The sequence below is a fragment of the Rhizobium sp. Root1212 genome (assembly GCF_001424985.1).
Taxonomy (GTDB): Bacteria; Pseudomonadota; Alphaproteobacteria; order Rhizobiales; family Rhizobiaceae; genus Pararhizobium.
The window spans coordinates 1,173,332-1,195,277 of record NZ_LMDA01000001.1 but is presented as its reverse complement, the minus strand read 5'-3'; the positions used below and the strand labels follow the sequence as shown (position 1 = coordinate 1,195,277).

General features: G+C 63.1%; 23 protein-coding genes. 19 read left to right on the top strand and 4 right to left on the bottom strand.

Translation table 11 applies throughout. The features are described from left to right. Positions 1-180: 180 nt before the first annotated feature. The 5 genes from ASC86_RS05660 (at position 181) to ASC86_RS05640 (ending at position 5,112) form a co-directional block, all read left to right on the top strand. The gene (locus tag ASC86_RS05660; RefSeq protein WP_056317267.1) at positions 181-873 is read left to right on the top strand and encodes a glutathione S-transferase family protein; all 693 of its coding nucleotides are present in this window, start codon (positions 181-183) and stop codon (positions 871-873) included. 11 nt (positions 874-884) lie between these two features. Continuing rightward, entirely contained in the window at positions 885-2,045 is a 1,161-nt protein-coding gene (gene queG, locus ASC86_RS05655; protein WP_056317264.1) for a tRNA epoxyqueuosine(34) reductase QueG, read from the top strand. Continuing rightward, positions 2,045-2,917, top strand: coding sequence for an SDR family oxidoreductase (locus tag ASC86_RS05650; RefSeq protein ID WP_056317263.1), 873 nt, complete (start codon positions 2,045-2,047; stop codon positions 2,915-2,917). Before queG ends, ASC86_RS05650 begins: the two co-directional genes overlap by 1 nt. A gap of 376 nt (positions 2,918-3,293) precedes the next feature. After that, positions 3,294-3,665: a septal ring lytic transglycosylase RlpA family protein gene (locus tag ASC86_RS05645; protein WP_056317260.1), complete on the top strand. Its 372-nt coding sequence runs from the start codon at positions 3,294-3,296 to the stop codon at positions 3,663-3,665. A gap of 157 nt (positions 3,666-3,822) precedes the next feature. Further along, positions 3,823-5,112: an RsmB/NOP family class I SAM-dependent RNA methyltransferase gene (locus ASC86_RS05640; protein WP_056318303.1), complete on the top strand. Its 1,290-nt coding sequence runs from the start codon at positions 3,823-3,825 to the stop codon at positions 5,110-5,112. A 267-nt stretch (positions 5,113-5,379) separates the two neighbouring features. On the opposite strand, the gene ASC86_RS26845 is transcribed toward ASC86_RS05640, so the two are convergent. Next, positions 5,380-6,300, bottom strand: coding sequence for a hypothetical protein (locus ASC86_RS26845; RefSeq protein WP_280136966.1), 921 nt, complete (start codon positions 6,298-6,300; stop codon positions 5,380-5,382). A gap of 390 nt (positions 6,301-6,690) precedes the next feature. Between ASC86_RS26845 and ASC86_RS05630 the strand changes: the two genes are divergently transcribed. The 4 genes from ASC86_RS05630 (at position 6,691) to ASC86_RS05615 (ending at position 12,104) form a co-directional block, all read left to right on the top strand. Further along, the gene (locus ASC86_RS05630) at positions 6,691-7,971 is read left to right on the top strand and encodes an imelysin family protein (protein WP_056317254.1); all 1,281 of its coding nucleotides are present in this window, start codon (positions 6,691-6,693) and stop codon (positions 7,969-7,971) included. A 463-nt stretch (positions 7,972-8,434) separates the two neighbouring features. Beyond that, a complete protein-coding gene (locus ASC86_RS05625) occupies positions 8,435-9,880 on the top strand; it encodes a di-heme oxidoredictase family protein (protein WP_056317249.1) in 1,446 nt (481 codons plus the stop codon). Further along, positions 9,880-10,995: an imelysin family protein gene (locus tag ASC86_RS05620; protein WP_056317246.1), complete on the top strand. Its 1,116-nt coding sequence runs from the start codon at positions 9,880-9,882 to the stop codon at positions 10,993-10,995. The genes ASC86_RS05625 and ASC86_RS05620 overlap by 1 nt, the downstream gene beginning before the upstream one ends. Beyond that, the gene (locus tag ASC86_RS05615; protein WP_056317243.1) at positions 10,995-12,104 is read left to right on the top strand and encodes a DUF1513 domain-containing protein; all 1,110 of its coding nucleotides are present in this window, start codon (positions 10,995-10,997) and stop codon (positions 12,102-12,104) included. The genes ASC86_RS05620 and ASC86_RS05615 overlap by 1 nt, the downstream gene beginning before the upstream one ends. Here the strand turns inward: ASC86_RS05615 and ASC86_RS05610 are convergent. Then, on the bottom strand, positions 12,091-12,618 hold the full coding sequence (locus ASC86_RS05610) for a GNAT family N-acetyltransferase (protein WP_056317242.1): 528 nt from the start codon (positions 12,616-12,618) through the stop codon (positions 12,091-12,093). The two genes, ASC86_RS05615 and ASC86_RS05610, sit on opposite strands and share 14 nt — an antisense overlap. Before the next feature lie 121 nt (positions 12,619-12,739). On the opposite strand from ASC86_RS05610, the gene ASC86_RS05605 reads away from it, so the two are divergent. The 3 genes from ASC86_RS05605 to ASC86_RS05595 all read left to right on the top strand — a co-directional run bounded on the left by ASC86_RS05605 (position 12,740) and on the right by ASC86_RS05595 (position 14,344). After that, the gene (locus tag ASC86_RS05605; RefSeq protein ID WP_056317239.1) at positions 12,740-13,192 is read left to right on the top strand and encodes a TspO/MBR family protein; all 453 of its coding nucleotides are present in this window, start codon (positions 12,740-12,742) and stop codon (positions 13,190-13,192) included. Positions 13,193-13,256: 64 nt separating this feature from the next. After that, on the top strand, positions 13,257-13,709 hold the full coding sequence (locus tag ASC86_RS05600; protein WP_056317235.1) for a PaaI family thioesterase: 453 nt from the start codon (positions 13,257-13,259) through the stop codon (positions 13,707-13,709). Further along, positions 13,706-14,344, top strand: coding sequence for a 5'-methylthioadenosine/S-adenosylhomocysteine nucleosidase (locus ASC86_RS05595; protein ID WP_056317232.1), 639 nt, complete (start codon positions 13,706-13,708; stop codon positions 14,342-14,344). The genes ASC86_RS05600 and ASC86_RS05595 overlap by 4 nt, the downstream gene beginning before the upstream one ends. Positions 14,345-14,348: 4 nt before the next feature. Here ASC86_RS05595 and ASC86_RS05590 read toward each other — a convergent pair whose 3' ends face one another. Further along, complete coding sequence (locus ASC86_RS05590) at positions 14,349-14,921, bottom strand: nucleotidyltransferase family protein (protein WP_056317229.1); 573 nt, start codon at positions 14,919-14,921, stop codon at positions 14,349-14,351. Between the two features lie 159 nt (positions 14,922-15,080). Between ASC86_RS05590 and guaA the strand changes: the two genes are divergently transcribed. From guaA to ybaK, 6 genes are all read left to right on the top strand, one after another. Next, entirely contained in the window at positions 15,081-16,643 is a 1,563-nt protein-coding gene (guaA, locus tag ASC86_RS05585) for a glutamine-hydrolyzing GMP synthase (protein WP_056317226.1), read from the top strand. A 160-nt stretch (positions 16,644-16,803) separates the two neighbouring features. Beyond that, positions 16,804-17,157: a YciI family protein gene (locus ASC86_RS05580; RefSeq protein ID WP_056317224.1), complete on the top strand. Its 354-nt coding sequence runs from the start codon at positions 16,804-16,806 to the stop codon at positions 17,155-17,157. A gap of 204 nt (positions 17,158-17,361) precedes the next feature. Beyond that, entirely contained in the window at positions 17,362-18,021 is a 660-nt protein-coding gene (locus tag ASC86_RS05575) for a 2'-5' RNA ligase family protein (protein WP_056317221.1), read from the top strand. Between the two features lie 78 nt (positions 18,022-18,099). Further along, on the top strand, positions 18,100-19,161 hold the full coding sequence (locus ASC86_RS05570) for a succinylglutamate desuccinylase/aspartoacylase family protein (protein ID WP_056317217.1): 1,062 nt from the start codon (positions 18,100-18,102) through the stop codon (positions 19,159-19,161). Positions 19,162-19,170: 9 nt separating this feature from the next. Continuing rightward, positions 19,171-19,521: an ArsC family reductase gene (locus tag ASC86_RS05565; RefSeq protein ID WP_056317214.1), complete on the top strand. Its 351-nt coding sequence runs from the start codon at positions 19,171-19,173 to the stop codon at positions 19,519-19,521. Between the two features lie 3 nt (positions 19,522-19,524). After that, positions 19,525-19,998, top strand: a complete 474-nt coding sequence (gene ybaK, locus ASC86_RS05560) for a Cys-tRNA(Pro) deacylase (RefSeq protein WP_056317212.1) — start codon at positions 19,525-19,527, stop codon at positions 19,996-19,998. 176 nt (positions 19,999-20,174) lie between these two features. On the opposite strand, the gene ASC86_RS05555 is transcribed toward ybaK, so the two are convergent. After that, positions 20,175-20,426, bottom strand: coding sequence for a YMGG-like glycine zipper-containing protein (locus tag ASC86_RS05555; RefSeq protein WP_056318300.1), 252 nt, complete (start codon positions 20,424-20,426; stop codon positions 20,175-20,177). Positions 20,427-20,614: 188 nt separating this feature from the next. Between ASC86_RS05555 and ASC86_RS05550 the strand changes: the two genes are divergently transcribed. Then, the gene (locus ASC86_RS05550; protein WP_056317210.1) at positions 20,615-21,865 is read left to right on the top strand and encodes an aminopeptidase; all 1,251 of its coding nucleotides are present in this window, start codon (positions 20,615-20,617) and stop codon (positions 21,863-21,865) included. The last annotated feature ends 81 nt before the right edge of the window (positions 21,866-21,946 follow it).

Below are 21,946 nucleotides of genomic sequence, written 5' to 3'. Positions count from 1 at the left end.
TGAAGAGGCATTGGCTGATTCGCTTGAGTTTGAGGCTGCAAATTCCTATAGCTTTTTCCTGTCCGCCACGGAACGGCCGGTTTCAGGCAATAGGCATCGGCCTCCGCCCGACACGTACCAATCCGGACGACGCTGCTTCCCGACAGCCGTCCTTTTCCGATAGAACCGACGAAGCCCCCTATGCCGACACTTTATCATCACCCCATGTCCACCGCGTCCCGGTTCGTTCGGCTGATTCTGTCCGAATACGGCTACCAGACCGAGCTTGCGGAAGAGCAGCCCTGGGAAAAGCGCCGCGATTTTCTCGCGCTCAATCCGGCGGGCACCCTGCCTGTTTACGTCGATGACAGCATGAGGGCGCTTTGTGGCGCGATGGTGATCTCCGAATATCTGGACGAGACCAATGGTGTCTTGAAGCGCGATCGCCGGCTTTTGGCCGAAGACCCGTTCCAGCGCGCCGAAATCCGCCGGCTGGTCGAGTGGTTCCTGCAGAAGATGGAAAACGACGTGACGCGGCCTTTGGTGCGCGAGCGGATTTTCAAGCTGCAGATGACGCCGGATCAGGGCGGCGGTGCGCCGGACAGTAAGGCGCTGCGGACGTCGCGGGCGAATATCCGCCAGCATATGAAATATCTGTCGTGGCTTGCGGGCTCGCGCACCTACCTCGCCGGTGACCGGCTTTCCTATGCGGATCTGGCGGCGGCAGCGGCGGTTTCGGTGCTCGACTATCTCGGCGAGATCGACTGGACGGAATCGCCGATGGCCAAGGACTGGTACCAGCGGCTGAAGTCGCGACCCTCCTTCCGGCCGCTGCTGGCCGAGCGGGTGCGCGGGCTGATCCCGGTTTCGCATTACGCGGATCTGGATTTTTAAGGGCGAAGTTCATGACCGGCGGCCGCCCATCGCAGGACAGGCAGGACGCCAAACGCCGGAAGCTGGCGGCCTTCCTGAAGGAGGAAGCGCGCGACAAGGGTTTCGATCTCTGTCGCGTGACCTTGCCGGATTCGATCCCGCTTGCGCCGGGGCGCTTGCAGCAGTTCATCGCGGACGGGCAGCACGGCACCATGGACTGGATGGCCGAGACGGCGGCGCGACGCGGCGATCCCCGCGTGCTCTGGAGCGAAGTGCGCTCGATCGTGGTCTTCGGCATGAATTACGGGCCGGAGCATGATCCGCGCGGCGTTCTCTCGATGCCGGATCGCGGAGCGATTTCCGTCTATGCGCAGAACCGCGATTATCACGACATCATCAAGGGCAAACTCAAGGAAGTCGCGACCCGTTTTGCCGCAAGGGCGGGCGAGGATGTAAAAGTGTTCGTCGATACGGCACCCGTCATGGAAAAGCCGCTGGCCGAACAGGCGGGGTTGGGCTGGCAGGGCAAGCATACCAATCTCGTCAGCCGCGAGTTCGGCTCCTGGCTGTTTCTCGGCAGCATGTTTACGACCGCCGATCTCGACATCGATGTGGCCGAGGTGGATCATTGCGGATCGTGCCGGGCCTGCCTCTCCGCCTGTCCGACCGATGCCTTTCCGGCCCCATACCGGATCGATGCGCGGCGCTGCATTTCCTACCTGACCATTGAGCACAAGGGGCCGATCGATCCCGCCATCCGGCCGCTGATCGGCAACCGCATCTATGGCTGCGACGACTGTCTGGCCGCCTGTCCATGGAACAAGTTTGCCGTATCCGCCTCCGAGATGAAGCTGAAGGCGAGGGAAGAATTGAAGGCGCCGAAGCTTGAGCAACTGATGGCGCTGGACGATCCGGCGTTCCGGGCGATGTTTTCGGGATCGCCGGTCAAGCGCATCGGCCGCGACCGCTTCGTGCGCAATGTGCTGATGGCGGCGGGGAATTCTGGGGATCGGGGGATGATTGCTTCCTGTGCCGCGCTGGCGGGGGATGGCTCGCCGGTGGTGCGGGGCATGGCGGTCTGGGCACTGTCGCGGCTGATGACCTCTGGCGAATTTTCCGAATTTGCGGCAAGACGGAAAGACGAGACCGATCCTGATGTGATCGGGGAATGGGCTTTTGCGGGAGTGACGTGATGCAAGTTTTGATCCTGGGGGCCGGCTATTCCGGCAAGGCGATCGCCAAGGAACTTCTGCCCCAGGCATCCCGCATCACCGGCACGACACGCTCTCCTGAAAAGCGGGATGACTTGAAGGGGCTCGGGATCGAGGCGCTGCTCTATGACGGGCAGGCGATTTCGCCGGAGCTTGCGGCGGCGATGGGCACGGCGACGCATCTGATCCAGTCGATTGCGCCGGGGCGCGAGGGTGATCCGATCCTGCGGCTGGGCTTCGAGCGCATGCGAGCGATGATGCCGGCGCTGGAGTGGGTGGGGTATCTTTCGACCGTCGGCGTCTATGGCGACCACAAGGGCGGTTGGGTGGATGAAGACGCGGAATGCAGGCCCGTCTCGCTGCGCTCGCGTGAGCGCGTGGAGGCGGAGGATGGCTGGGTTGCCTTCGGCGCGGCGGCAGGCATTCCGGTCGCCATTCTGCGGCTGGCGGGCATCTATGGGCCGGGGCGCAATACGTTCCGCAATCTGGCCGAGGGAACGGCGAAACGGCTGATCAAGCCGGATCAGGTGTTCAACCGCATCCGGGTCGAGGATATTGCCGGCGCAACGGCGTTTCTGATCGGCAGGCACGCCGGCGGCATCTTCAATATCACCGACAACGAGCCGGCGCCGCCGCAGGATCTCGTCACGCTTGCCGCAGACATGATGGGCGTTGAGCCGCCGCCGGAAGTCGCCTTCGACGATGCCGAACTGACGCCGATGGCGCGCTCCTTCTATGGCGAGAACAAACGGGTCTCCAACGCCAAACTGCGCGATGCCGGCTACGAGATGCGGTTTGCCGACTATCGGGCCTCGCTGTCGGACCTCTGGCAGCGCGATATCTGGCGCGGATAAATGCAATTTTCTGGAGATTTGAAATATGGCATGCGCCTTTTGCGCGCGCCACAAGATGCAACTTTTGCGAGATGTGGCGTTTTTATATGCCGGAGATTGGTGGCTTTTCGGCAGTTTAAAAAAATTCAATCCGTTTTTTATTCGATCGCAGCACTATTGTTCCACGTTTAGTCCGACTTTTTGCTTCGCCGTTGAATCTAAAGCGAATCTTTCCGGAATCGCTAACAGATTCAATTTCCTTGGTTTTTTAAAATTCACAGGATCGCCGGAAGTCTTAAGCGGGGGTTAAAGGTTGAAGCACGTTTTCGCCACTTTTTGCCCTGAAAAGCCGAGCCTTCGTAAGACTTAAGTAAATTTTACACGAAGGGGTCCCTGTTTGAAGAACAGAAAGCTCTCGGCCGCAGCTGCGGCACTCGTCTTTGCCTTGGGGGCAAGCCTGACGTCGACAACGGTGGCTGAGGCCAAGAGCGCGGCCTGTGGTGGCGCATCCTGGTATGCGCTCGGATCGCGGACCGCTTCCGGCGAGCGCATGAACGCCTCCAACCTCACCGCTGCCCATCGCAGCCTGAAGTTCGGCACTAAGGTTCAGGTCATCAACAAGCGCAACGGCAAGAGCGTCGTCGTTCGCATCAATGATCGCGGCCCGTTCATCCGCGGCCGAGTGCTCGACCTCTCCAAGGGTGCGGCGTCCCAGATCGGCATGATCCGCTCGGGTACGGCCAGCATCTGCTACCAAGTCATCGGCTGAGCCGGTGTTGAACGTGCCGGCCCGGAAAAAGGTTCCGGGAGGCAGGGATAAAATTCGTTGCGGGGCGGTTTGACCGCTCCAACCCGCCGCCAGTGCCGATGGCGGCTTGCTCTTCGGCCCCATCGCCGCTACCACGGCGGAAAATGGAGTGATGAAGATGCGATTGGGTGGCAGGCTCGCCGGCGCCGTTGAAGTTCTGGCCGATATCGAAGCGCGCAAACGTCCGGTGGCCGATGCTCTCAAGGATTGGGGGCTGGCGCACCGCTTTGCCGGATCGGGCGACCGCGCCGCGATCGGCAACATCGTCTATGACGCGCTGCGCATGAAACTCTCCCACGCCTATCTGATGGACAGCGACAGCGCCACAGCCCTCGGCCATGCCGTGATGTTTCGGCAATGGGGCGTGACGCCGGAACAGCTCGCCGCCGAGCTGGAAGGTGACCGGTTTGCGCCCGAGCCGCTGACCGACGCGATGAAGGCCGCCTTTGCCAGCCGCAAGCTGGAAGATGCGCCGCTCCATGTGCAGGGCGATATTCCCGAATGGCTGCAGCCATCCTTCGAAGACAATTTTGACGACGACTGGCTGGCGGAAGCGCAGGCGCTTGCCGGGCGGCCGTCGCTCGATCTGCGCGCCAATACGCTGAAGGCGAGCCGCGACAAGGTGCTGAAGGCGCTGGAGCGCAACGGCGTCGAGCCGACGGTGATCGCCCGCAACGGCGTGCGCGTGAAGGCCGGCGAGGGCGCCTCGCGGCTGCCGAACGTCACCGCCGAGCTGTCCTTCCAGAAGGGCTGGTTCGAGGTGCAGGACGAAGGCTCGCAGATCGTCGCCGATCTCGTCTATCCGCAGGAAGGCGATCAGGTGCTCGACTATTGCGCCGGCGGCGGCGGCAAGACGCTCGCCATGGCGGCGGCGATGAACAACAAGGGCCAGATCCACGCCTATGACACCGACCGCAAGCGGCTCGCCCCGATCATCGAACGCCTCAAGCGTGCCGGCACCCGCAATGTGCAGGTGCATGACCGGTTCGAAGATCTGGCCCAGCTGATGGGTCGTTTCGACAAGGTTCTAGTCGATGCGCCCTGCACCGGCACCGGCACCTGGCGCCGCCGCCCGGATACCAAGTGGCGGCTGACGCAGAAGAGCCTCGAAGAGCGCATGGGCCAGCAGCAGGAGGCGCTGATGAGCGCGGCGAATTTCGTCGCTCCGGGCGGCCAGCTCGTTTACGTCACCTGTTCGGTGCTGCCCGAGGAGAACGAGGCGCAGGTCTATGCCTTCTGCGAGGCAAACCCGGATTTCGAGATCGTCTCGACCGCCGATCGCTGGGCTGAGCTTTTCGGCGAGGACAAGCCGCAGCCCTGGTCTGCGGACATGATGAGCGTGACGCTGACGCCGGCTGCGACCAATACCGACGGCTTCTTCTTCTGCGTGATGGAAAAGGCGTCCTGACATTCGCTCACTGCGAGCGGTGGGGCGATCGCAGAGGGATGTAATGACATTGCTGCGAACCTCCCACTCCTCCCCAGCGGGGAGAAGTGCCGAGCGCGGGCGAGGCGATGAGGGGGTACTCTCCGCGAGGTCGGTGCAAGCCGGCCCCCTCATCCGACCCTTCGCGCCACCTTCTCCCCGCGGGGGGGGGGGAGAAGGGAAAACGGGATGCGCTTCCCGTGAACAGACATGCCTCCGCATATGTGGAAGGGCGGGGCAGCCGGATTTTCAGATGATGACGAAGTCGGCGTTGGTCAGCGCAAGGTTCTTCGAGAGCGTTGCGATCAGGACCTCGCCGCCAGAGGCGTTGCCGTTGGAATCGTAGATCAGCTTGCCGGTGTCGGTTTCATAGATGATGCGGTCGCTGGCATCATGCGCCTTGCCGGAGGTGCTGGCATAGAACGCATCCGCGGACAGCGTGCCGGTCTTCGTCAGCTTGGTGAAGATGGCGTTTTCCAGCTGGATCGTATCGTCGGCGACGTTGAAGTCGGTGATCTTGTCGACATTGGTGCTGGCGCTGAGCGCGGTGTCGAAGATGAACGTGTCCTTGCCGGCGCCGCCGGTCAGCGTGTCGTTTCCGGCCTGTCCGCGCAGGATATCATTGCCGATCCCGCCGTTCAGCAGGTCGTTGCCGATCCCGCCTGTCAGGGCGTCATTGCCGCCTTCGCCGTAAAGCTGGTCATTGCCGGCATCGCCGCCGAGCTTGTCGTTGCCGTTGCCGCCATAGAGCTTGTCGTCGCCGTTTGCGCCCCAGAAGGCGTCGGCATAGGCCGTTCCGGTGATGGTGTCGTTGCCGGACAGCAGGGCGGCCAGGAATTTCGCCGTGCTGCCGCTGTCGAGTGCCGCGGCAAGGGTCTTGCCGGAAATGGAAAGGCCGGTTTCATTGACGATCGTGATGCCGTCGCTGACGACCTTGAAGGATGTCAATGTTCCCGCCGTGATCCCGACGACCTCGCCACCGGAATACTTGTAGGTCAGGCCGGTGCCTGAAAACTGCATGTAGTTGGCGGCGTCGTCCTTCAGCAGGATGCCTGTCTTGGTGAATTTCTCGGTGTTGTAATTGAGGATATCGTCGAGGCTCTCGCTGACGATCTCCTGAAAGCTCAAACCCTGAGTTTTAACAAAGCCTTTAAGTGTAATATTCGCCAATTGAATGCTCCTTGCTGAATTTCCGACTGCTTGGCTAGCACGGCGAAATAGTTGGTTCAATTTGGGAAAGCGGCCACTACTGGTGATTGTCGTTCTAGGGTTAGTCAGCGATTAAAATCTTTTATTTTCAGGGTGCTAATACACGCAAGGGCCGAAGATGGGCCGAAGGGCGGGTTACTCGAACCGATACCGGGCCGGGATTAGAGAGGATGCCGCCCTCGACCCATGCGGCCGCTTCTCCGGGCCTTCGGAAGCTTGAAGCGTTCTAAACTATACACTTTGACACAAGTTTGATTTTGGTCCATGAGAGATGCGTTATTTTGGACGCGCCTCGGCAAGGGGTGCCGGAGGCTGTCCCCGTTCGACGGGATAGACATCACAGGAGAGGTCATGACCACATCATTTCTTCGCGGCGCCGTGCTGGCGCTCGTGACCGCGACGTCGGCGCTGGCGATCACGCCTGCCTATGCGGCGGCCGATGCGAGCGCCGTCGTCAAGCACTTCGTCGAGGTGGGCCACGCCAAGTATGAGGACGCGCTGAAGACCGCCGAAGCGCTCGACAAGGCCGTCGACGCGCTGATCGCGACGCCGGGCGAGGCGACGCTGAAGGCCGCGCGCGAAGCCTGGCTTGCCGCCCGCAACCCCTATCAGGAAAGCGAAGTCTACCGCTTCGGCAGCCCGATCGTCGACGAATGGGAAGGCCGTGTGAATGCCTGGCCGCTGGACGAAGGCCTGATCGACTATGTCGACCCGAGCTACGGCACGGAAAGCGATGAAAACGCGCTGTTCACCGCCAATGTGATCGCCAACAAGACGATCAAGATCGATGGCAAGGACGTCGATGCCAGCAACATCACGCCGGAATTCCTCTCGGGCACGCTGCAGGAAGCCGACGGCATCGACGCCAATGTCGCGACCGGCTATCACGCCATCGAATTTCTGCTCTGGGGTCAGGACCTGAACGGCAACGGTCCGGGCGCCGGCAACCGTCCCTACACCGATTACGACCAGGCCAATTGCACCAATGGCAATTGCGACCGCCGCGCCGCCTATCTGAAGGCTGCGACGACGCTGCTGGTGTCCGATCTCAAGGAAATGGTCGCCAACTGGACGCCGGACGGCGCTGCCACCAAGCATATCGAGGCTGACCCCAAGGCCGGCATCGCCGCCATCCTGACCGGCATGGGCTCGCTCTCCTACGGCGAGCTTGCCGGCGAGCGCATGAAGCTCGGCCTGTTGCTGCACGATCCGGAAGAGGAGCATGATTGCTTCTCCGACAACACCTACAACTCGCACCTTCACGATGCGATCGGCATCCAGGCCGCCTATCTCGGCGACTATACCCGCACCGACGGCACCAGGATGACCGGCCCGTCGCTCTCCGAACTCGTCGCCGCCAAGGACCCGGCGCTCGACAAGGAGATGAAGGACAAGCTCGCCGCCACCATCACCGCGATGCAGGCCATGGCCAAGCGCGGCGAGACGGTCGAGAAGTACGACCAGATGATCGCCGAGGGCAACACCGAGGGCAACGCCGTGGTGCAGGCTGCGATCGACGGGCTCATCGCGCAGGCGAAGACCGTGGAGCGGGTGATTGCCGCGCTCGATCTCGGTACGATCGAGCTTGAAGGTTCCGACAGCCTGGATAATCCTAACGCTGTCTTCCAATAATCAGGAAAGGCGGGCGGCGGCTTTTGCGTGCCGCCCGTTCTTGCGCATGCGTATCGCGATGGTTCGCCGCCTTCTTCTGCCGTCCGTTGCCGCCCTGATGCTGGCGACGGGCGGCTTTTATGTTTTGGGGGACGGTCTTGCCGCTGACTTCCCTTCTCCCCAGCGGGGAGAAGGTGGCCTGCAAGGCCGGATGAGGGAGACGGCTGGCACGGAGTTTGCGGAGACATCCCCTCATCTGCCCTTCGGGCATCTTCTCCCCTTGGGGCAGAAGGGACGACGGAGTGGGATCGGTGACGACGGAGGGCGCGGCATTTCCCTTCTCCCCGCTGGCGGGGAGAAGGTGGCCGACAGGCCGGATGAGGGGCGAGACAGCGGCTTTGCCGGGAATGAGAGATTGCCCCTCACCCTAGCCTTCTCCCCGCAGGCGGGGAGAGGGGACGACCTCAGCGCCGTCGAACCATCGGTGAGCCTCTCCCGACCTGATCTTTCCGAAGCGGATCGCGCAAAAGTTACAGCCGTCACCCGCCCGACACTCGACTTCTCCAAGGCCGAAAATTTCGAAGCCATGTCCGCAGGGGCGGCGACCTCTATCGCGCCGGTCAATCAGGATAGTTTTTCGCAGCCCTCCGCCAATATCACTTTCGAAGAAGAGCAGGGTTTCCACCTCGGCAATGCGCTGTTTCGCAAGCTCTGGGTGTCGGCGCCGTCCTCGACGCAGGCATCGGACGGGCTTGGGCCGCTCTACAATGCCCGCGCCTGCCAGACCTGTCATTTCCGCGACGGGCGCGGGCATCCGCCGGAGGGTAGCGCGGATGCGACCTCGATGTTTCTGCGGTTGGCGCGTGGACCCCATACTGAGGCTGAGAAAGCCGCGATTGCGGCCCATGACGTTTTGAATTTTCCCGATCCCGTCTATGGCCGGCAATTGCAGGACAGCGCCGTGCCCGGCCTGCCGGCCGAGGGACACATGGCGATTGCCTATCGGGAAGAGCCGGTGACGCTGAAGGGCGGCGAGACGGTTTCGCTGCGGCGGCCCTCCTATAGCGTTGCCGATCTCGGCTATGGGCCGCTCGGTGCCGATACGACGATCTCGCCGCGCGTGACGCAGGCGATGATGGGGCTGGGGCTGATCGAGGCCATCCATCCCGACGATATTCTCGCTCATGCCGACCCCGACGATCGCGATGGCGACGGCATCAGCGGGCGGGCGGCGATCGTGCGCGATCCGGCGACCGGCAACACCGTGCTCGGGCGATTCGGCTGGAAGGCGCAGAACGCCACCGTGCGCCAGCAGAGCGCCGACGCCTTTGCCGGCGATATCGGCATTTCGACGCCGGCCTCGAAGGACAGCCACGGCGATTGCACCACCGCGCAAACGGCCTGTCTTGCCATGGCGGACGGGGTGCAGGCGCGGCTCGGCGATACCGAGGCGCCCGATCCGGTGCTTGGTCTCGTGACCTTCTATGCCGAGAACCTGGCGGTGCCGGCGCGGCGAAAGGCGAGCTTTTCCGAGACCTTGACGGGCAAGAAGGTGTTTTACGAGACGGGTTGTATTTCCTGTCACGTACCGAAATTCGTCACCCGCCGTGATGCCGCCAACAAGGCCCACGCCTTCCAGCTGATCTGGCCCTATTCCGATTTCCTGCTGCATGACATGGGCGACGGGCTTGCCGATGGCCAGAGCGTTGGAGAAGCCTCGGGGAAGGAATGGCGCACGCCGCCGCTTTGGGGTATCGGTTTGACCCGCACCGTCAGCGGCCACACGTTTTTCCTGCATGACGGCCGCGCCCGGAACCTCACCGAAGCCATCCTCTGGCACGGCGGCGAGGGGCAGAAAGCACGCGACCGGTTTGCCGACCTGGACAAGGCCGACAGGCAGGCCCTCATCACGTTTCTGGAGTCTCTTTGATGCGCCTTCCGCTTGTCACTCTCGGTTTTTCGCTGCTGGCAACGGTGGCTCTGGCGCAGGATTCGAACGGCGTGACGCCGCGGGTCGTCAACGAGGCGGCGGTGCCGGCCGTTCTGCAAAAAGCCGTCGATAATTTCATTCGCCCCGGTTATCGCGACCTGATGGAGACGACGGAAGCGCTGTCCGAGGCGCACCATCTTTTCTGCGAAAACCCGTCCGAGGAAAGCCTTGGCAACCTGCAGCTCATCTTCGACAATGCGGTGCAGAAATGGTCGACGATCGAGATCGTCCGCGTCGGGCCGGTGCTGGAACAGAACCGGTTCGAGCGCTTCCTGTTCTTTCCCGACCGCAAGAGCACCGGCCTGAAACAGGTGCAGCGCATCATCGCCACCAAGGACGAGACGGCCGCGAAGCGTGAGACGCTGAAGGTCAAGAGTGTGGCGGCGCAGGGGCTCGGCGCGCTCGAATATGTGCTCTACGGCACCGGCTCCGAAGAGCTGGCAAATGAGCCGAACGGTTTCCGCTGCCGTTATGGCGCGGCCATTGCCGATAACCTCGCCGAAGTGGCGGGCGAACTGCACGAGGCCTGGGAAAAGCCGGATGGCGTGCAGGCGGAATGGAAGAAGCCGGGGCCGGACAACCCGTCCTTCCGCGACAACAGGGAGGCGGTGACCGGGCTGCTCGGCATTCTCGTCCACGGCGTCGAGACGGTGAAGGACCAGCGGCTGCGGCCGTTCTATGCCGGGTCCGTCAACGGCGTCGCCGACAAGGGGCATCCGAAGCTGGCGGCCTACTGGCGCTCCGGCAACACCATGCCGTCGCTGCATGCGAATTTCGAAGCCCTGCAAAAGCTGTTCGATGGCGCGGACATGCGCTCGCTTCTGCCCTCCGACAGCAAGTCGGTCGCGGGGTCCGCGGATTTCGTCTTCAAGTCGCTGGTACGGGTGTCCGAGGAGATCGACCTGCCGATCGACGAGGCGATCGCCGATGACGAGCAGCGGGGCAAGCTGGATTTCATCGTGCTCAACACCGACGACCTTTTGCAGCGGCTGAACCGGGATTTCGGCGGGGCGATCGGGCTCAGCGCCGGCTTCTCCTTCGCGGACGGGGACTGATGGCCGGCGCCTTCACACGGACGGCGCCGCTGGTCGAGCGGCGTGCCTTCCTGAAGATGGCGGGGGCGGCCTGGGCACTGTCGCTTTCGCCGGGGGCGGCCTTTGCGCTGTCGCGGACGGATGCCGTCTATGCCTCGGGCTTCATGGCGCCGGATGGCTCCTATGGCATCGCCACGGTGACGGAGCAGGGCGAGATCGTCGAGAAGGTGGCGCTGCCGGCGCGGGCGCATGGCATGGCCTATTCGGCGGCGACGGGAAAAAGCGTCGCCTTTGCCCGCCGGCCCGGCACCTATGCGATGATCTTCGATCCGCTGGGGCGGGCAGAGCCGATCGTGATCGGCGCCGTCGAGGGCCGGCATTTCTTCGGCCATGGCTGTTTTTCCGCGGACGGGCGGCTGCTCTATGCCACCGAGAACGATTTTGCGGCCAATCGCGGCATGATCGGGGTCTATGACGGCACGGACGGGTTTGCGCGCATCGGCGAGTTTCCCTCCTACGGCATCGGGCCGCATGACATGACGCTGTCGGCCGATGGCGGGCTGCTGGTGATCGCCAATGGCGGCATCGAGACCCACCCGGATTTCGGCCGCACCAAGCTCAATCTCGACCATATGGAGCCGTCGCTGGCGCTGGTCGACACCAGGACCGGCGCGCTTGTGGAGCGCCACACCATGCCGGAGCGCTGGCGGCAGCTTTCCACCCGGCATGTCGATATCGATGCCAGGGGGCGGGTCTGGTTTGCCTGCCAGTATGAGGGGCCGCGCAACGACCTGCCGCCACTTGCCGGCTCCTTTGCGCCGGGCGAGGATCTAAGCTTCGTCGATCTGCCGGAGGAGGCGACGGTGGCGCTGGCCAACTATGTCGGCGCGGTCGCGGTGAACCGGGCCGAGGGGCTGGTCTGCCTGACCTCGCCGAAGGAAGGCGTGGCCGTGACGCTGGAGGCGGCGACGGGCAAGGTGATCCGGCAGGAGAGGGTTCCCGATGCGGCGGGCGTTGCGGCCTCGCCGAAGAGCTTTGCGGTGTCGAGCTATGACGGCGATTTTGCCGGCCGGCGCAGCGACGTCGCCTGGGACCAGCATATCGTGCGGATCGCCTCTAAAGGGCAATGAGCTGCGGCAGGTCCTCCCAGAGATAGGCGAGCTGTTCGTGATCCTGCCTTCCGACACGCACGCGGCCCTGCGCCGCGACGGTCGCGCCGATATGTTCGTAAAAGCCGCGATTGGCATTTTCGGCAAGCACCCAGGCAAACAGGCCGTTTGCGCCGCGCGCGAGGCAATCGCTCGCCACGGCCTTGACCAGCGCCTTGCCGAGGCCGGTGCCCTGCGCGGCGGGGCGGATATAGAGCGCGTAGAGTTCCATGATGCCGGGTGGCACGGGGTGCCGGGCCGGGCCGTAATTGGCAAAGCCGATCAGGCCGTCGGCATCGACGCCCGCCTGATAGAAGACGCCGCCCGCCTGCATGCGCCGGGCGTGGCGGATGGCCTGGTCGTCCTCACTCATGCCGTCGAGATAGGCATCGTCGATGATGCCGCGAAAGGTCGCGCGCCAGGTCTCGACGAGGATTTCGCCGATGATGAGCGTGTCCTCGCTGTCGGCGGGGCGGATACGGAAGGGCTGGTTCATAGAAGGGATATGGGAGCCATGGTGCGAAGGTGGAAGAGGGCCGCCAGCGATGATCGCTGCGGTCTCGTGCCTCGGTGGGACGGCTCTGGACACGCCGGTTTGCGGCGCTATGTCCCGCTCTATGTCCAAGCCTCTCGTCTATGCGCTCTTCATCGTCCTCGTCACCGGCTGCGGCCTGCTGATCGGCATCAACAACATTCCCGGCGAATGGTATCAGTCGCTGGCAAAGCCCGCGTTCAATCCGCCGAACTGGGTTTTCGCGCCGGTCTGGACGGCGCTTTATGTGATCATCGGCTTTGTCGGGGCGCGATGCTTTCTCCACCATCGGTCTTCAGCGATGATGCGGCTGTGGGTCGCGCAGATGATCTTCAATTTCGCCTGGTCGCCGCTGTTCTTCGGCCTGCAGCGGATCGCGCTGGCGCTGATCGTCATTCTGGCGCTTCTGGTTTCGCTCATTGCCTTTCTCGGCGTCAGCTATCGCCGCGATCGGGCCTCATTCCTGCTGTTTCTGCCTTATCTCGCCTGGGTCGCCTTTGCGACGCTGCTGAACCTTTCGATTGTGCTTATGAATTGAGCTTGCCGGTGAGGGGCGTGCGTGCAACTGTCGATGCCAGAGGCAGGAGCAGCGAACCAACACGATGCAGGATGACAGACCGGCGGATTTCCGCGCGCGAATCCGTGAAAGTTTCGAAAAGCAGGCGGTGATGCGCACGATCGGCGCCGAATTGACGCGGATCGAGCCGGGCACGATCGAGATCGAGCTTCCCTTTGACGAGAAGCTGACCCAGCAACACGGATTTCTCCATGCCGGCATCATCTCGACGGCGCTGAATGCCGCTGGCACCTATGCGGCCTATTCGGTGCTCGACCCGGATGCCTCGATCCTGACCATCGAATTCAAGGTCAATTTGATGTCGCCGGGGCGGGGCGAGCGGTTTCTGTTTCGCGGCGAGGTGACCAAGCCGGGCACGACGATCATCGTGTCCGACGGGCGCGGCTATGCCATCTCGCCGGACGGGCCGGCCAAGCTGATCGCTTCCATGACCGGCACGATGATGGTGATCCGCGGGCGCGAGGGGATCGAGGGATGAGCTTCGAGCTGAAACCGGTAGCGGACAAGACGTTGCTCTATGTGATGGCGGCGGATGCGGAGTATGGCCGGCACCTGCATGCACGCATCTTGCCGTTGATGACCGGCGTCGGACCGGTCGAGGCGGCGGTGGTGCTGACGCGCACGCTGGCGGAACTGAATGGCCAGGGCGCGCTGCCCGATCTCGTGGTGTCGCTCGGCTCGGCGGGCTCGGCGCGGCTGCAGCAGGCGGAGGTTTACCAGGCGACCTCGGTTGCCTATCGCGACATGGATGCCTCGCCGCTTGGTTTCGAGAAGGGCATCACGCCGTTTCTCGACCTGCCGGTCGTCGTCGATCTGCCGCTCAGAATTCCGGGCGTGCCGGAGGCCAGCCTCTCGACCGGGGCCAATGTCGTCTCCGGTGCGGTCTATGACACGATCGCGGCCGACATGGTGGAGATGGAAACCTTTGCCGTGCTGAGAGCCTGTCAGTCCTTCGGCATTCCGCTGGTCGGGCTGCGCGGGATTTCCGATGGCCGCGAAGAGCTGAAGCATGTCGGCGACTGGACGCAATATCTGCACATCATCGACGAAAAGCTCGCCGCCGCCGTCGATGCGCTGGAAGAGGGGATCGTCTCGGGCGCGGTCGCGTTGTGACGGGTCACTCATCCCAGTCGATGATCCGCAATTGCGGCCAGAGCGCCGTCCATCGGGCGATCTTCGTTGCATAGACATCGCTCGTGATCTGCTTCTTGTTCGGGCGGACGGTGGCGTTCATGAGGTCGTCGATGCCATAGGGTGCGCAGAGATCGAAACCGTTCGGGCGCGGGCGCAGCGCAATGGCTGTCGCCGTGGTGGGGAAGGTGCTGACCGCATCCTCTATCGAGCGGTAAGGCGCGATGGCGTAGCCAAATTTGGCCTCGTACCAGAGATGGACGCGCGCCTCGTTCTTGATATCAAGATGAACCGGGAGATCGTTAAACGCCGCTCTGATCCTTGCCGCATGGGCGGACTCGGCGGTCTCGGAAAGATCGTCGATATCGAGATAGACGATATCGATATCGGTGATGCCGTGATTTGCAGGGAGCGCGAAGCGGGCGTTCCAGACGGTCTGGGCAAGGGCGCCGGCAGCAAGCCATCCGTCGGGCAGCTGGAGATCGCTCCAGCGGGCGAGAAGCGGCGCGATCAGCGGGCTTGCGAGGATGACAGCCTTCAGGTCGTCGGGGTCGGCCATGGAGCTTTCCGGGGAGTTCTGTATGATCCGATCGATGCCACGCCGCCTGCCGGGCTGTCCAGCGGGGCTCGGAAATTGTGCGGGTGCAATGTAATCGTTGCACTTCAGCGAGCCTTTATTTAAAGGCTCGCCATGATCACGCTTGCTGAAAGATCCCCCATGACCCAGACAGCGCATCCCGATACCGTCCTCATCATCGATTTTGGCAGCCAGGTCACCCAGCTGATCGCGCGCCGCGTTCGTGAAGCCGGCGTCTACTGCGAAATCGTGCCGTTCCAGTCCGCGGAGGAAGGGTTCCACCGGCTGCAGCCGAAGGCCATCATCCTTTCGGGCAGCCCCGCCTCGACGCTGGAAATCGGCTCGCCGCGCGCGCCGCAGATCGTCTTCGATTGCGGCCTGCCGGTTCTCGGCATCTGCTACGGCCAGCAGACCATGTGCGAACAGCTCGGCGGCAAGGTCGAGGCCGGCCATCACCGCGAATTCGGCCGCGCCTTCCTCGAAATCGACAAGGAATGTGCGCTGTTCGACGGCGTCTGGCCGGTCGGCTCGCGCCATCAGGTGTGGATGAGCCATGGTGACCGCGTCACTGCGATCCCCGAGGGCTTCGAGGTCGTGGCGACCTCGGCCAATGCGCCGTTTGCCTTCATCGCCAACGAAAAGCGCCGCTTCTATGCCGTGCAGTTCCACCCGGAAGTGGTGCACACGCCGGATGGCGCGAAGCTGCTCTCCAATTTCGTGCACAAGGTTGCCGGCTTGAAGGGCGACTGGACGATGGCCGCTTACCGAGATCAGGCCGTCGAGGCGATCCGAGCGCAGGTCGGCGACAAAAAGGTGATCTGCGGTCTTTCGGGGGGCGTCGACAGCTCGGTTGCAGCGCTGCTGATCCATGAAGCGATCGGCGACCAGCTGACCTGCATCCTCGTCGACCACGGCCTGATGCGCAAGAACGAGGCGGCGGATGTCGTCGCCATGTTCAAGGAACATTACGACATCAAGCTCGTGCATGTGGATGCCGCCGACCTGTTCATCAATGCGCTGGAAGGCGAAAGCGATCCGGAAAAGAAGCGCAAGACGATCGGCAAGCTTTTCATCGACGTGTTCGAGGCGGAAGCCAAGAAGCTCGGCGGCGCCGATTTCCTCGCCCAGGGCACGCTCTATCCCGATGTCATCGAAAGCGTGTCTTTCACCGGTGGTCCTTCGGTCACCATCAAGTCGCACCACAATGTGGGCGGCCTGCCCGCGCGCATGAACATGAAGCTGGTCGAGCCGCTGCGCGAACTCTTCAAGGACGAAGTGCGCGTGCTCGGCAAGGAACTCGGCCTGCCCGAAAGTTTCATCGGCCGGCATCCCTTCCCTGGACCGGGTCTTGCGATCCGCTGCCCCGGCGGCATCACCCGCGAAAAGCTGGAAATCCTGCGGGAAGCCGATGCCGTCTATCTCGACGAAATCCGCAAGGCCGGTCTATACGACGCGATCTGGCAGGCCTTTGCCGTGCTCTTGCCGGTGCAGACCGTCGGTGTCATGGGCGACGGCCGCACCTACGAATTTGTCTGCGCGCTCAGGGCCGTGACCTCGGTCGACGGCATGACGGCGGATTTCTACCACTACGACATGGAATTCCTCGGCCGCGCCGCGACCCGCATCATCAACGAAGTCCGCGGCATCAACCGCGTCGTCTACGATGTGACCTCGAAGCCGCCGGGCACCATCGAGTGGGAATGAGCCAAGCGGCGATAGAATGATGACGGCGGGGAATTTCCCCGCCGTTTTTTATTGTGCTTCGTATTTCAAAAAATTTGCAGGGAGATGTCGATTTGCGGCAGGCTCGTTCGTCGTTCCGGTGAGAGGCCAATAGAGGCCGGCTCGAACAGGGAGAAAGACGATGCGTGTCATGGTGTTCGTGAAAGCGACCGAGGAGAGCGAAAAGGGCATGCCGCCGGCGGCCGAGGCCTTCGAGGCGATGGAGCGGTTCAACGACGAACTGGTCGAGGCCGGCATCATGCTGGCCGGTGCGGGCCTGAAGCCGAGCACGCAGACAAGGCGCATCGCCTTCGACGGCCCCGGCCGCACGGTGATCGACGGACCGTTCGCAGAGACGCGCGAACTGGTCGCCGGCTTCTGGATCTGGAACGTGAAAGACATGGACGAGGCGATCGCCTGGGTGAAGCGCTGCCCCAATCCCATGTCCGGCCCGAGCGAAATCGAGGTCTGGCCGTTTATGAGGAAGAGGACGTGATCGCGTTGCTGAAGTCCGGCGAGGAGATGCGCAAGACGCTCGGCGTCGCCTGAAATCTCCGGCTGGAGCGGGGATCGAGGGCGTTCTGTTCCGCACGTCCATGATTCAATTATAGGAATAAATTCGTATTTGTTCCTATTTTGTTCTTGATAGAATCGGACAATCGGCTATACTGCCGGCATCAAAAAGAGAGAGGAAATTGCGATGCTTGGACAGTCCGGGAACGAGAAACTGCGTCCTCAGCAGGGCTCGCTTTGGAATGGCTTGCCGGAGATCGGCCCGGAGAGGGGCAGGGCGCGGCGTCACGAGGAGAAGGGGCGCTCCAACGTCTTTCTGGCGGTCATGCCGGATCAGCCGGCGGCGATGCAGGCCTGGGAGGCCGGGCAGGAACTGGGGCACCGGCATGGGCTTTCCCATGCGATGCGGCCGAGGGAGACCCTTCATGTGACGCTTAACCCGATCGGGTCTTATCTCACGCTTTCGGAGACCGATGTTTTTACGGTTTCGGAGGTGATGTCGTCACTTCGGGGCGCCCCCTTCGAAGTCAGCTTCGACCGGGTCGCCAGTTTTGCCCATGGCGAGCGCAGACTGATGGTGCTTTGCAACGCCATCCGCAGCGAGGAACTGATGGACCTGCATGTACAGCTGGCCAAGGAGATGTGGGCGGCGGGCATGACCTTCACCTACAATCCGCGGTTCATGCCGCATATGACCCTGAGCTACGGCGAGACGGAAATCCCCGAGACGGTGCTGGCCGAGCCGGTGCGCTGGATGGTGCGCGAAGTCGTGCTGGTCCATAGCCTGGTGGGCGAAAGCCGCTATGAATATCTCGGCCGCTGGCCGCTTTGCGACGATGCGGGATAGCAGCTTTCCCCGTCTTGCGCTCGGCGGGCGGAACGACCATAGATCGTCACCGGAAATTGCGGGAAAGGCGATACTTCTGTGCAGACATCCGAGATCGTGATTGCCGGGGATACGCCCGGCCTTGAGTGGCGGCTTCCGGTTATCCGGTTCAATGGCAAGGATGCCAAGGCGCCGTCCGTCTACATTCAGGCGGCGCTGCATGCCAACGAGCTTCCGGGCACGGCCCTTCTGCACTTCCTCTGCGCCCGGCTGCGAAAGGCGGATGCGGAAGGGGCCATTCTCGGCGATATCACCATCGTTCCGCAGGCCAATCCGATCGGCGCGGCGCAATCGCATTTCGGCGAGATGCAGGGGCGTTTCGATCTGGCCTCGCGCGTCAATTTCAATCGCGAATATCCGCTGATCCCGGTGGATGAGCGCGATAGCCTGCTGGAGGGCAAGGAAAGTCTGACGGCCGTCAACCGGCTGAAGCGCGAACTGCTGTACATGGCCATGGGCGCCGACCTGATGCTCGATCTGCATTGCGACGACCAGTCGCTGCAATATGCCTATATCGACGATGCCTTCTGGCCGGAGGCTGCCGATCTGGCCGCCGCCCTGAAGATGGAAGCGGTGTTCCTCTCCGACGGCGAAAGCTCGGCCTTCGAGGAGGCGGTGGGCTATGCCTGGAAGCATCAGGGCAAGGGAGCGAAGAAGACCGCGTTGCCGGGACGGCTTGCCGTCACCGTCGAGCTTCGCGGGCGGGCCGATGTCTATCCGGGCATGGCGAGCGCCGATGCCGACGGGCTCTGGAATTTCCTCGCCGGCCGCGGCGTGGTGGCCGATCCGGGTTTCCTCGCGGCGAACTATGAGGGGCCGGCTTTCGCGCTCGACAATATCGAGATGATCCGCGCACCGGAGGCGGGCACGGTGCTCTTCCATAGGGATATTGGCGACACGGTTGCCGAAGGCGACCTGTTGGCGACCATCGTTACCCGTCCGGGCATGGCCGAGGGCGATATCGAGGTGCGGGCGCCGCAGGCCGGGCTCGTCGCCACCCGCGCGTCGGCCCGTTTTGCCCGCCGCCGTGACGACCTGATGAAGATCGCCTGCGCGGCGCCGAGCAAGGCCGTTCGCAAGGCCGGAACACTGGAAGACTGAGGGACGGGCGTGGCGGTCAAAATCTACGGCATCAAGAACTGCGACACGATGAAGAAGGCGCGCAGCTGGCTCGATGGCCACGGCGTCGCCTATGCCTTCCATCACTACAAGAGCGAGGGTATCGATCGCGAGACGCTGACAGCCTGGTGCGAGGCGCTGGGCTGGGAAACGGTGCTCAACAAGGCGGGCACGACCTTTCGGGCGCTGCCGGAGGCCGAGCGGCAGGATCTCGATCGGGAAAAGGCCATCGCGCTGATGCTGGCGCAGCCTTCGATGATCAAGCGGCCGCTGCTTGACCGCGACGGGCATTTTTCCGCCGGCTTCAAGCCGGATCGCTACGCGGCGGAATTCAAGGGCTGAACAATGTCGAAGACGACGCGGGCGACGCAGTTTCTGAGCAAAGCCGGCGTGGCCTTCACGGTGCATGCCTATGACTACGATCCGTCGGCGGATCGTATCGGCATGGCGGCGGCGCAGGCTTTGGGCGAGGAGCCGCGGCGGGTGTTGAAGACGCTGATGGCGGAGGTCGATGGCAAGCCGGTCTGCGTCGTCGTGCCGTCCGACCACGAAGTCAGCATGAAGAAGCTGGCAGCGGCCTTTTCCGGCAAATCGGCCAACATGATGAAGCCGGCCGATGCCGAGCGGCTGACCGGCTATCATGTCGGCGGCATCAGCCCCTTCGGGCAGAAGAAGCTCGTGCCGACCGCCATCGAGGAAGCGGCCTTGTCCGAGCCGCATGTGTTCATCAACGGTGGCCAGCGCGGGCTGCAGGTGCGGCTGGCGCCTGTGGATGCGAAAACGGCGCTGAAGGCGGTTGCTGCGCCGCTGGTGGCGTGAGGCGGTGCGGCTGCTTGTCTGAAGTTGGCTGCCGCCGCAGGTTCCGCCGCTCTCGCAAGGGGGAAGGGAGTTGCAACGCCATTCCATAGGCATCAGCTGCACATGAGCAGAGCGCGGGCCTGCCGTCCTCATGGAGGACGGCGTTTATCGCTTCCGTAGGATGGCGCAGTTCGCTGTTAGCAGCGCGCTTCGTAGCGGCGGCCGTAGCGATCGCGGTAGATGCAATAGCCGCGGTGCTCCTGGGAGTGGCCGATCAGGGCGCCGACGGCGCCGCCGGCCACGGCGCCGATAGCCGCGCCGCCCCAGCTGTTGCTGGCAATGCCGCCAATGATCGCGCCGGAGCCCGCGCCGATCGCGGCGCCCTTCTCCGTCTGGGTGCAGGCCGTGAGGGTAGCAATCATTCCAATCAAAACAACAAGCTTACGCATGATCAGACCCTTTTGCATTCGCGGGATGGGAGTGCAGCATCTACGCAATACGCGCTTTTGTCGAGAGGTTCGATTCCGGTTGGCGGGCAGGAGGGGGATGCCAACTGTCGATGGTCTTTCGCTTTCGGCTTCCGGTTTGGCCCTCGTCGCGATAGAACGGGCCATCACACATGAGCAGGAGCCATCCCATGGACGCGACCACAGTCAAAACCGTTATCGATCCCGTGAAGCTGGAAAAGCTTGCCGAGGTCGCCGTCAAGGTCGGCCTGGGGCTGGAGCGCGGGCAGGATCTGGTCGTCACCGCGCCGATCGCGGCCCTGCCGCTGGTGCGGTTCATCACCAAGCATGCCTATATGGCCGGCGCGGGGCTTGTCTCGACCTTCTATTCCGACGAGGAAGCGACGCTCGCCCGTTATCGATACGCGCCGGACGAAAGCTTCGACCGCGCCTCCGACTGGCTCTATGAGGGCATGGCCAAGGCTTACGCCGGCAATGCCGCGCGGCTGGCGATTTCCGGCGACAATCCGATGATGCTGGCGGGTGAGGACCCGGCCAAGGTCGCCCGCGCCAACAAGGCCAATTCGATCGCCTACAAGCCGGCGCTCGAAAAGATCTCCAATTTCGACATCAATTGGAACATCATCTCCTATCCGAACCCGGCCTGGGCAAGGCAGATGTTTCCGGACCTGCCGGAAGATGCCGCCGTCGCCAGGCTGGCGGAGGCGATCTTTACCGCCTCGCGCATCAATGTCGCCGATCCCGTCGCGGCCTGGGCCGAGCACAACGCCAACCTGCACAAGCGCTCTGCCTGGCTGAACGGCGAGCGGTTCTCGGCGCTGCACTTCACCGGTCCGGGCACCGACCTGACGGTCGGTCTTGCCGATGGTCATGAGTGGCATGGCGGCGCATCAATGGCCAAGAACGGCATCACCTGCAATCCGAACATCCCGACCGAAGAGGTGTTTACGACGCCGCACGCGCTGCGCGTCGAGGGGCATGTTTCCAGCACCAAGCCGCTGTCGCATCAGGGCACGCTGATCGACGATATCCAGGTGCGTTTCGAGGGTGGACGAATCGTCGAGGCGAAGGCGTCGAAGGGTGAGGCGGTGCTGAACAAGGTGCTCGAAACCGACGAGGGCGCGCGGCGACTGGGCGAAGTGGCGCTGGTGCCGCATTCCTCGCCGATCTCCGCAAGCGGCATCCTGTTCTACAACACGCTCTTCGACGAGAACGCCTCCTGCCATATCGCGCTCGGCCAGTGCTATTCCAAGTGCTTCCTGAACGGCGCTTCGCTGAGCCAGGAGCAGATCAAGGCGCAGGGCGGCAATTCCAGCCTGATCCACATCGACTGGATGATCGGTTCCGACAAGGTGGATATCGACGGCATCCTGCCGAACGGTGGCCGGGTCGCCGTCATGCGTAAGGGCGAATGGGCCTGATGACCGGGCGACAAACCGTGCGGCGTGCCTCCTTCTCCCCGAATGCGGGGAGAAGGTGCCCGACAGGGCGGATGAGGGGCT

Excerpts from the sequence above, each read along its gene's own strand:
- ASC86_RS05660 (WP_056317267.1), top strand. The coding sequence starts at position 181 with ATGCCGACACTTTATCATCACCCCATGTCCACCGCGTCCCGGTTCGTT.
- queG (WP_056317264.1), top strand. The coding sequence starts at position 885 with ATGACCGGCGGCCGCCCATCGCAGGACAGGCAGGACGCCAAACGCCGG.
- ASC86_RS05650 (WP_056317263.1), top strand. The coding sequence starts at position 2,045 with ATGCAAGTTTTGATCCTGGGGGCCGGCTATTCCGGCAAGGCGATCGCC.
- ASC86_RS05640 (WP_056318303.1), top strand. The coding sequence starts at position 3,823 with ATGCGATTGGGTGGCAGGCTCGCCGGCGCCGTTGAAGTTCTGGCCGAT.
- ASC86_RS05630 (WP_056317254.1), top strand. The coding sequence starts at position 6,691 with ATGACCACATCATTTCTTCGCGGCGCCGTGCTGGCGCTCGTGACCGCG.
- ASC86_RS05620 (WP_056317246.1), top strand. The coding sequence starts at position 9,880 with ATGCGCCTTCCGCTTGTCACTCTCGGTTTTTCGCTGCTGGCAACGGTG.
- ASC86_RS05615 (WP_056317243.1), top strand. The coding sequence starts at position 10,995 with ATGGCCGGCGCCTTCACACGGACGGCGCCGCTGGTCGAGCGGCGTGCC.
- ASC86_RS05610 (WP_056317242.1), bottom strand. The coding sequence starts at position 12,618 with ATGAACCAGCCCTTCCGTATCCGCCCCGCCGACAGCGAGGACACGCTC.
- ASC86_RS05605 (WP_056317239.1), top strand. The coding sequence starts at position 12,740 with ATGTCCAAGCCTCTCGTCTATGCGCTCTTCATCGTCCTCGTCACCGGC.
- ASC86_RS05600 (WP_056317235.1), top strand. The coding sequence starts at position 13,257 with ATGCAGGATGACAGACCGGCGGATTTCCGCGCGCGAATCCGTGAAAGT.
- ASC86_RS05595 (WP_056317232.1), top strand. The coding sequence starts at position 13,706 with ATGAGCTTCGAGCTGAAACCGGTAGCGGACAAGACGTTGCTCTATGTG.
- ASC86_RS05590 (WP_056317229.1), bottom strand. The coding sequence starts at position 14,921 with ATGGCCGACCCCGACGACCTGAAGGCTGTCATCCTCGCAAGCCCGCTG.
- guaA (WP_056317226.1), top strand. The coding sequence starts at position 15,081 with ATGACCCAGACAGCGCATCCCGATACCGTCCTCATCATCGATTTTGGC.
- ASC86_RS05580 (WP_056317224.1), top strand. The coding sequence starts at position 16,804 with ATGCGTGTCATGGTGTTCGTGAAAGCGACCGAGGAGAGCGAAAAGGGC.
- ASC86_RS05575 (WP_056317221.1), top strand. The coding sequence starts at position 17,362 with ATGCTTGGACAGTCCGGGAACGAGAAACTGCGTCCTCAGCAGGGCTCG.
- ybaK (WP_056317212.1), top strand. The coding sequence starts at position 19,525 with ATGTCGAAGACGACGCGGGCGACGCAGTTTCTGAGCAAAGCCGGCGTG.
- ASC86_RS05555 (WP_056318300.1), bottom strand. The coding sequence starts at position 20,426 with ATGCGTAAGCTTGTTGTTTTGATTGGAATGATTGCTACCCTCACGGCC.
- ASC86_RS05550 (WP_056317210.1), top strand. The coding sequence starts at position 20,615 with ATGGACGCGACCACAGTCAAAACCGTTATCGATCCCGTGAAGCTGGAA.